The following is a 9,232-nucleotide window of genomic DNA, read 5'->3' as shown; positions in this document are numbered from 1 at the left end:
GGCGCGGCCGGCGCCGGCCGCATCCACGGACTCGGAATGGTGGCGCTCCAGGATCCGGAATCCGCCGCTGCCGAACTCGGCACCGTCAGAGAACTCGGGCTCCGCGGAGTCGAAGTGCCGTCGAATGTGCGAGGGGTCGCGATCGGCGACGCCCGGTTCACCGAGTTCTTCCGCGAGATCGACCGGCTCGGGCTCTCCGTGTTCATCCACGCGTTGCCCCGCGCCGACGAGCCGGAACTGCCGCCACACCTTCGGGCATCGATCGGCGTCGGGATCGAAGGAGCGCGCGCCGCATCCTCGCTGCTCTTCGGAGGCATGGCAGAAAGCTGCCGGCTCGAGCGCGTGCTCTTCAGCCACGCGGCTGGCGGGCTTCCGCTCATGCTGGCGCGTGCCGACTACTTCTGGTCTCAGCAGGACGTCGACTCCCGACCGGCATCCCCGCCGAGCGCGGTGGCACGGCGCTTCTTCTACGATTCGATGCTCTTCGACCCGAGGGGTCTCCGCTTCTGCCTCGACTACCTCGGCGCAGATCGCATGGTGCTCGGCACCGATTTCCCCGCCATGGCCCGACCGGGCATGCTCGGCTCGACCCTGGAGGGTCTTGAGCTGTCGGACGAGGACGCCAGACGTATCGAGTCCGTCAACGCACTGTCCTTCCTCGACCTGGCTGAGGCGCTGGCCGACGCGGCGTGACGAGGCGGGCGACGACTCGGTGAGGACTGCACTGACACGAGAGAAAGGGGAGCCCGCATGGTTCTGGAGGCAGCAATGGAGCATGAGCATGGGAAGCGTACCGCGGCCGCGCGGGCCCTCGCCGTGCTGGGAGCCTTCTCGCAGGGCGGAGGCTCGCTCACTCTGACGGAGATCAGCAGATACGCCGATCTGTCGTTGACGACTGCGCATCGGCTCGCGCACGAAGTGCTCGAGTGGGGCGGTCTCGAACTGGATGACGCGGGGCGCTACCGTCTCAGCCGGAAGATCCTGGATCTCGCGTCGTCCTCGACTCGGGCGATGCGCCTGCGCGAAAGCGCGCTCCCGCACATCTCCGATCTGCACCGGTTGACCGGTCTGACCGTGCACCTGGGGGTGCGTGACGGCGACGACGTGATGTACCTCGAGGCGCTTCGCCCGCACTCCAATTACTCAGGAGAGAACCGCATGGGCGGGCGGATGCCCTTGCACGTGACGGCGACGGGTCTCGCGCTGCTCGCTTACGCCGAACCGGCCTTCGTGGATGAGTACCTCAGCCGTCCACTGAAGAGATTCACCCCGCACACGCTCGCCGATCCGGACTCCGTGCGTGCGGCGCTGGAGACCGCGAGGCGCAACAGGTTCGCACTGGTGAGCCAGACGATCTCTCTCGGTGCGGGGGCGGTCGCCGCTCCGGTGTTCGGCGAGGACGGGAGCGTGGAGACCGTGGTCGGCGTCGTGCACCTCATCGGGCGCGACGACCCGACCAAACTCATCGATCCGGTGCGTGCAGCGGCCACCAGGGTCGGGCATGCACTCGCCGAGCGCCGCACCCGGCCTCACCCGCGCACGGTCGACTTCAACCGGCGCAGCGCCGGGTTCTTCTGAAGTCCGTCGGACCGCCAGCGACCGACCTTCCGCCCGGCGGAACCGGGCATAGGGACATCGTCACAGGCTGAGTGAAGGTGAAACCACACCTCACGAGCGTGAATCGAAGGAGATCCGATGCTCGAATCATCCATCACCCGTTCGGGCAGCCCCGCTGACCCTCACCGGTGCGAGTCGCGACCGTGAGGGCGATAGCGATCCGCTACGGCAGGCTGCTGGTCTCGTCGCTGCTGCTGTTCGTCGCGGTGATCACGGTGCTGTTCCTGCTGCTCGAGCTCGCCCCGGGCAATCCGATCCAGAGTCTCGTCGGCGACGTGCCGATCTCTCCCGCATTCGAGGCGCAGATCACCGCCGCGTACGGGCTGGACAAGCCGATCTGGGAGAGGTACCTCATCTACCTCGGAAACGTCTTCTCCGGCAACCTGGGCATCTCGTTCGGCACGAATCAACCGGTGCTCGAACTCATCCTGAGCCGGGCAGGCAACACCCTCGCCCTGGCCGTGCCGTCGTTCATCATCTCGACAACGCTCGGCATCCTGCTCGGTTCGATTGCCGCCCGCACCCGTCGCCGGTGGCTCGACAGCAGCATCTCGGGCGTCGCGGTCGGTCTCTTCTCCGTTCCGAACTTCTGGCTCGGGATGATGCTCATCATGGTCTTCTCGCTCGTGCTCGGGTGGCTGCCCACCCAGGGCAAGGCACCGTACGGCCAGGAGGGCATCGCGGTGCAGTACATGGTGCTGCCGATCATCACGATGGCCACGAGCGAACTGGCGTACAAGACGCGCATCATGAGGGCATCGATGATCGAGTCCCTGAGCCAGGACTTCATCGATACCGCGCGTTCCAAGGGCGTCTCACCGCGGCGCGCGCTGTGGCGCCATGCGCTGCCGAACGCACTGCTGCCGATGGTCACCGTCTCGGGGTACAGTCTCGGGTTCATCTTGGCGGGGTCCGTGCTGGTCGAGCGCGTCTTCGGCTGGCCCGGCATGGGGCTGCTCTTCATCGATGCCATCGGGCGGCAGGACAACCAGGTGGTCCTGGGCGTGGTGATCGTGCTGACGGTGACGATCATCATCGTCAACATCCTGACGGACGTCGTCTACGGCATCGTCGACCCGCGGCTGCGGTCGCAACTCGTTCGCAGAAGCACCACCACACGGAAGACCGAGGTGCCCGCATGACCACGACAGATGACACGATCGTCGACGCCGCGCAGTCCACGCAGCCGGAGCACGACGCTCCCGCAGAGGGACGTGTCGAATCCCGCCCGTCGACGTGGAAGGTCTTCCTCCGGAAGCCCTCGACGCTGATCTTCCTGCCCCTCCTGCTGATCTTCGTGCTCATCTCGTTCGTCGGGCCGTTCTTCGTCGGAAGCCCGAGTGCGACGGGCAACCCCACCCTGCTCCCGCCAGGCGGGGCGTTCCCTCTCGGGACCGACGATCTGGGCCGTGACTACCTCGCCCGCGTCGTCCACGGCGGCCAGATCTCGCTGCTCGTCGGCTTCTCCGTCGCACTCCTGTGCATGACGATCGGCGTGGTCGTGGGCGGGCTCGCCGGGTACTACGGCGGGTTCATGGACACAGCGCTCGTGAAGGTGGCCGAGTTCTTCCAGGTGCTGCCAGGACTCATCCTGGCGCTGGTGGCGGCGGCTCTGCTCGGGTCGAACGTGTTCATCATCGTCGCAATACTCGCGATCACGATGTGGCCGAGCTGCGCCAGGATCGTGCGCGCGGAGGCGATGCGCATCTCCAAGCTCGGCTATATCGAGTCCGCGAAGGCCGCGGGGTTCGGCGGCATCCGCATCCTCTGGTCCGATGTCGTCCCCAACGCGATGCCCCCGGTGCTCGTGGCCACCAGCATGACGGTGGGCAGGGCGATCCTCGTGGAATCCGGACTGGCGTACCTCGGCATCGGCGACACCAGCCGGCCCAGCTGGGGCGCACTGCTCAACTCGGCGCAGGCGTATATGCAGCAGGCCTGGTGGCTCGCTCTGTTCCCCGGCATGTGCATCTTCCTGGTGGTGCTGGCCGTCAACATGCTCGGCGACGGACTGAACGACGCGTTGAATCCGACGATCGGGAGGGTCAAATGATGTCTGTAGCGACGAATCCGCGCACCGCCGACAGGGAGTCGCGGGAGGCACAGCGCGAGTCGCGTGCGGCCGGACGCGAACCGATCCTTCGGGTGCGCAATCTCAAGGTGCAGTTGCCGACCGGCGATCGCACAGAGGTCGAGGCCGTCAGCGATGTCAGCATCGCGGTGCATGACGGAGAGCGGGTCGGCATCGTCGGCGAGTCGGGATCGGGTAAGTCCATCACGGGGCGCGCGATCTCGGGTCTTCTGCCCACCTCGCCGAGGGTGCGGGTCGAGGGATCGATCCACTTCGCGGGACGAGAGATGAACGGCGCTTCGACACAGGAATGGGACGAGGTGCGCGCCCGTCGGATCGGAATGATCTTCCAGGACCCCTTGACCTTTCTGAATCCCACGATGAAAGTGGGCGCGCAGGTGGCGGAGTCCCTCGAGCCGACGTCTCGGCGAGGTCGCTCCGCTCGTATCGCCGAGGTCGCTCGTTTTCTGCGGCTCGCGGGGCTCGAGGATGCGGAGCAGGTCGCGATGTGCTTCCCGCATGAGCTGAGCGGGGGGATGCGGCAGCGGGTGCTGATCGCGATCGCGATCGCCAAGCTGCCCGACCTGATCATCGCGGACGAGCCGACGACCGCGCTCGACGCGACGGTCCAAGCCCGGGTGCTCCGCACCCTCGACGACACGGTGTCGCAGCTGGGCAACTCCCTGATCCTGATCTCTCACGACATCGCCGTCGTCGCGAGCATGACCGACCGGATCTACGTCATGTACAACGGCCACGTCGTCGAGGAGGGCGGCACCGCCGAGGTGCTCGCCCGTCCTCGACACCGATACACGCAAGCGCTGCTGCGCAGCGTCCGCAGCCTCTCCGACGATCACCTCGATCTGTACTCGATCCCGTGGGAGCTGCGCCGCGAACTCTCGAAAGAGGTGGCCTCTCGTGCTTCTTGAAGCGAAATCCCTGACCAAGACCTTCCGCCGACGCGGAGGAGCACCGGTCGTCGCAGTGCGCGATGTCTCGATCCGCGTCGAGCCCGGCCGATTCGTCGCGATCGTCGGCGAGAGCGGAAGCGGCAAGAGCACACTCGCGCGCATGCTGCTCGATCTCGTTCCCGCCACCGACGGCACAGTCGAGCTCGACGGTCAGGACATCACGCAGCTGCGCGGCGGGGACCGGCGGGCGTACCGCCGCCGCGTGCAGGCGGTGCTGCAGGACCCGGCCGGATCGTTGAATCCGCGAAAGCGCGTGGAGCAGGCCATCGGCGAAGTCGTGCGACTGCACCGTATCGCCACCGGCCGATCGGCCGTGCGCGCGAGGGTGATCGAGGCTCTCGAGCTCGTGGGCATGGAACCCGGCGAACGCTTTCTCGATCGTTTTCCTCATGAGCTCAGTGGGGGCCAAAGACAGCGCGTGCTCATCGCGAGGGCGATCGTCCTCAGACCGGAGATCATCGTCGCCGACGAGGCGGTCTCAGCGCTGGACGCGTCGGTGAAGGCGGGGGTGCTCAAAGTGATGGCAGACCTGACCGAGACCATCGGAGTCGGGTACGTCTTCATCACCCACGACCTGCCCGTCGTCCGCAAAGTCGCCGATCACGTCTACGTGATGAAGTCCGGCGAGGTCGTCGAAGACGGGCCGAAAGACCGGCTGTTCGCCGATCCCCAGCATCCGTACACCCGGACGCTGCTCGCCGCGGCACCAGAGCTGGCACCCGCCGGCTGAACCGCATTCCGTAAGAACACACCGTGTCCCAGACACCTGCAGAGAGGCAGTGAACGTGCTCAACAAACGCAACCGCACCATGGGGGTGCTCGCGACGATCGCCACGCTCAGCCTGGCGCTGACCGCATGCTTCGGCAGCGCCGAAGGCGCGGACGGGGGCGATTCCGGATCGGGATCCCAGGAACGTGTCTACGTGCAGGCGCTCGGCGCCGACCCGCAGAGCTTCAACGCGCAGCTCACCAACGGCGCATCGCCGACGGCGTTCAGCGCGCAGATGCTCGACACACTCATCCGGATCTCCGACACCTATGAGCTGTCTCCCGGACTCGCTGAGGAGTGGGAACTGAGCGAGGACGGGAAGCTTCTCACCCTCACGCTCCGCGAGGGTGTGACCTGGCATGACGGCGAGCCGTTCACCGCCGAGGATGTGAAGTTCAACCTCGATGAGATCGTCGAACTGCAGACGTTCGGCGCCGCACTCGCCGCGCGATTCGAGTCGGTGGACATCGTCGACGAGCGCACCGTCGAGGTGCGCCTGTCCGAGACCTACGGGCCGATTCTCGAGACGCTGGCCGTGCAGTACATGCTGCCGGCGCACATCTACGAGGGCACCGATTACGTCACGAATCCCGCGAACATGGCACCGATCGGCACCGGACCGATGAAGTTCGGTTCATTCCAGTCCGGATCAGAGGTCATCCTTGAGAAGAATCCCGACTACTGGGACGGCGAGGTGCTCGTCGATCGTGCCGTCTACCCGGTCATGAGCGATCCGAACAGCCGCGCGATCGCGCTCTTCGCCGGTGAGGTCGACCAGGCCGCTCTCGACCCCGCGCAGTTGTCGCAGGCCGACGGGCGCACGGAGATCAGCCAGATGAGCGGCGGGGCGTTCCCCCAGGTCATCACGATGATGTTCAACGGCGGCGGAGGAAAGCGCGACGACCCTGAGCTGCGCAAGCTCGTCTACGCTGCTCTGGATCGCACCGAGATCACCGATGTCGCGCTCGGAGGGAGAGGCACGCCGGCCCAGACCTTCTTCCCGCCGGACCTCGCCTGGGCCGTCAACGACGACATCGACTTCGCGACCGACTTCCCGCACGACGTCGATGCCATCAACGATGCCCTCGACGACGCCGGATACCCGGTCGGCTCCGACGGCTCCCGCTTCACGCTGAACGTCCGGTACATCACCGAGCTCAGCGAGGTCGAATCGACGGCGGAGATGGCGGCGGCACAGCTCGAAGAGGTCGGAATCACGCTGAACCTCGTCGGGTCAGCCTCGGCGGTCTTCACGGAGAAGGTGTACACCGAGGGCGACTTCGACGTCGCGTTCCTCCGCTCGACGCTGGGGTCCGATCCGAGCAACGGCATCGTGCGCTGGTACGCCTGCAATCCTGACAAACTGGCGGCGTCCAACCCCTCCGGGATCTGCGACGACGAGATCATGGCCGCGGCGTCGGCCGCTCTCGCCTCGACCGACCGTGAGGTACGAGGAGAGGCGTTCCGCGATCTGCAGGAACGGGCGGCAGAGCTCATGATCTACGCGCCGGTCGCGTGGTACACCGGCTGGCTGCCGATGCTGAACGACTCCCGTTGGCAGGGCCTCGACGAGCCCATGCCGGCGACGAATCTCACTCCGTGGACCACCATGACCTTGAAGGAGTGACACCCGCCGCATGAACGACGCCCGCCTCCGGAACAGCCGATTCTGGGGGCGGGCGTCATTCGTGCGCGGATCAGGGAATCATGCTGACGTGCACGCTCGGCTCGTCGTCGACGCGCCCGGCGAGGACATCGATGGCACGGGCGGCATCGTCGAGTCCGAACGTGTGAGTGCTCAGTGAGGCGAGCGGGTACTGGCCCGACTCGATGAGGGCGATCGCCTCGCCGATCGCTCGGCCTTCGACGCCTCGAGCGCCGATCACGCGCAGGCCCTTCTGCACGATGCGGTCGCTGACGAGTTCGATCGACGCACCGTGCTTCAGCCCCGCGAGCACGACGGTTCCCCCCATGCGGGCGACATCGAGGGCATCCCTGACCGGTTGTGCTGCGTTGGGTGTCAGGTCGAGGACGACATCGGCTCCCTGGCCGCCGGTGACCTCGTGGATGCGCTCGACCACGTCCTCCTGCTCGACATCGATCGTCGTCGTCACTCCGAACTCACGCGCACGCGCCAGCTTGTGCGCGTCGCGGGTGAGCCCCGTCGCGATGACGTGCTCGGCCCCGACGGAGAGGGCGGCGATGGCTGCGGCGATACCCCGCTGACCTGCGCCGAACACGACGACCGTGTCGCCCTCTTTCACCCCGCCGAGGTGGTTCGCCCAGCGGAACCCGGCGGCGAGCGGGTTGTACATGGCGGCCTCGACGAGCGGGACGTCGTTCGAGATGCGGTGCATGATCGAGTGCGGATGCAGGTACATGTACTCTCCGAAGCCGCCCGTGAGGGCGCTCCCGGGCACGGGGCGGTAGCCGTAGGCGCCGACCGAGTCCTCGCACGAGCTGTAGATGCCGGCCGCGCATTGCCGACAGCTGTGGCAGGGCACGACCACCTCCACAGCGACGCGGTCGCCCTCGGAGACTCCCCATCGGCGTGCGGCGTCGTCGCCGATGCGGTCGATGACTCCCACCGGCTCGTGGCCGGGAACCAGCCGGCCGAATCTTCCGCCCGTCGTGGCCTGCTCGATGTCGCTTCCGCAGAGGCCGTTGACCTCGACGCGCAGAAGGGCGTCATCCGCAGAGATCTCCGGCAGCGGCACCTCCTCAATCTCGAATCGACTCGGTCCGCTCAGGAATGCGGCGCGTGCTGTCGTCATGGGTGTTCCCTCCGTCGGTCGTCGTTGACTCCTCGACGCTATGAGGCCGGATGCGGTGGATGATCCGCCATTCCGCGGTGCGGAAGCAGCGCCCGGAGAGAGTCGTACCAGCGCAATAGTGGTGGCCAGGTCTACGAGGAGGTACTCCACATGGTTGCGATCATCGATCCCACGGCGCGGCACCAGGTCGGCGCGTCCGCGGCAGCCGCCGAGGCACCGCGGCCGACCAGCCTCGACGGGCTGCGCATCGGCCTGCTCGAGAACACCAAGCGCAACGCCGACCGCATCCTGGCGGCGATCGGCGAGGAACTGGCGGCCCGCAACGATGTCGGATCGCTGGTTCACCTCACCAAGTCCGTCTTCGCCATGCCTCTGCCCGTCGATCTCGTCGAAGAACTCATCAACGAGTGCGATGTCGTCGTGGTGGGGGTGGGCGACTGCGGGTCGTGCAGTGCATCGGCCGTCGCCGACGGGATCGCGCTCGAGCGCATGGGGATTCCGACCGCCGTCATTTGCACGGAATCGTTCGTCGCCCCGTCCGAGGCGATGGCGGGGTTGAAGGGGGCGCCCGACTTCCCGTTCCTGCGGACGGCGCATCCGATATCGAATCTCAGCGACGCGGGCATCGACGAGCGGGGCCGCTCGCTGGTCGCCGCTGTCGAAGCCCGCCTGCTCGGCGACCGCGTTCCGGCTCTCGCATCGTGACGGGATCCGTCGAGGCGCACGAGACCGACGAACGCATGGACCAGCGGATCGAGACGCTCGACCCCGATGCCGCTCGCGCGGTCATCGAGCACCTGCACGCGAAGGGATGGACGGACGGTCTTCCGGCGGTTGCGGCGACCGAGGAAAGCGTGGAACTCTTCCTCGCCGAGAGCGATCGGGACCCTGACGACATCGTGGGCCGGCATCCCCAACTCGAACGCGAGGTGACCGTTCGCGACGTCGCCGTCAACGCGGTCATGGCCGGGTGCCTGCCCGAGCACCTGCCGCTCGTGCTCGCCGCGTGGGATGCGCTGTCGTGGGGGGG

At 66.9% G+C, this 9,232-nt stretch carries 10 protein-coding genes; 9 read left to right on the top strand and 1 reads right to left on the bottom strand.

Going from position 1 to position 9,232, the window contains the following annotated elements:
• The 7 genes from ACNPNP_RS13175 to ACNPNP_RS13145 form a co-directional block, all read left to right on the top strand.
• On the top strand, positions 1–693 hold a 693-nt coding region (locus ACNPNP_RS13175), incomplete at its 5' end, for an amidohydrolase family protein (RefSeq protein ID WP_448966489.1).
• 75 nt (positions 694–768) lie between these two features.
• Positions 769–1,578: an IclR family transcriptional regulator gene (locus ACNPNP_RS13170; protein WP_448966488.1), complete on the top strand. Its 810-nt coding sequence runs from the start codon at positions 769–771 to the stop codon at positions 1,576–1,578.
• A gap of 182 nt (positions 1,579–1,760) precedes the next feature.
• Positions 1,761–2,759 carry an ABC transporter permease gene (locus tag ACNPNP_RS13165; protein ID WP_448966487.1) on the top strand — a complete coding sequence of 333 codons (999 nt, stop codon included), beginning with the start codon at positions 1,761–1,763 and terminating at the stop codon, positions 2,757–2,759.
• Positions 2,756–3,670, top strand: coding sequence for an ABC transporter permease (locus tag ACNPNP_RS13160; RefSeq protein ID WP_448966486.1), 915 nt, complete (start codon positions 2,756–2,758; stop codon positions 3,668–3,670). Before ACNPNP_RS13165 ends, ACNPNP_RS13160 begins: the two co-directional genes overlap by 4 nt.
• Positions 3,670–4,617: an ABC transporter ATP-binding protein gene (locus ACNPNP_RS13155; RefSeq protein WP_448966485.1), complete on the top strand. Its 948-nt coding sequence runs from the start codon at positions 3,670–3,672 to the stop codon at positions 4,615–4,617. The genes ACNPNP_RS13160 and ACNPNP_RS13155 overlap by 1 nt, the downstream gene beginning before the upstream one ends.
• Positions 4,607–5,389, top strand: coding sequence for an ABC transporter ATP-binding protein (locus ACNPNP_RS13150; RefSeq protein ID WP_448966484.1), 783 nt, complete (start codon positions 4,607–4,609; stop codon positions 5,387–5,389). Before ACNPNP_RS13155 ends, ACNPNP_RS13150 begins: the two co-directional genes overlap by 11 nt.
• Positions 5,390–5,444: 55 nt before the next feature.
• Entirely contained in the window at positions 5,445–7,055 is a 1,611-nt protein-coding gene (locus tag ACNPNP_RS13145; RefSeq protein ID WP_448966483.1) for an ABC transporter substrate-binding protein, read from the top strand.
• 70 nt (positions 7,056–7,125) lie between these two features.
• On the opposite strand, the gene ACNPNP_RS13140 is transcribed toward ACNPNP_RS13145, so the two are convergent.
• Positions 7,126–8,202, bottom strand: a complete 1,077-nt coding sequence (locus ACNPNP_RS13140) for a zinc-dependent alcohol dehydrogenase (protein ID WP_448966482.1) — start codon at positions 8,200–8,202, stop codon at positions 7,126–7,128.
• Between the two features lie 150 nt (positions 8,203–8,352).
• Here ACNPNP_RS13140 and ACNPNP_RS13135 point away from each other — a divergent pair, with 150 nt between their 5' ends.
• A complete protein-coding gene (locus ACNPNP_RS13135; RefSeq protein WP_448966481.1) occupies positions 8,353–8,907 on the top strand; it encodes a UGSC family (seleno)protein in 555 nt (184 codons plus the stop codon).
• Positions 8,904–9,232 (top strand): hypothetical protein (locus ACNPNP_RS13130; RefSeq protein ID WP_473965284.1); only part of this gene is annotated, 329 nt, incomplete at its 3' end. The genes ACNPNP_RS13135 and ACNPNP_RS13130, both read left to right, overlap by 4 nt.

The organism is Microbacterium xerophyticum (assembly GCF_053543555.1).
The sequence above is the reverse complement of the archived record's forward strand: the minus strand, read 5'-3'. Positions and strand labels throughout refer to the sequence as shown.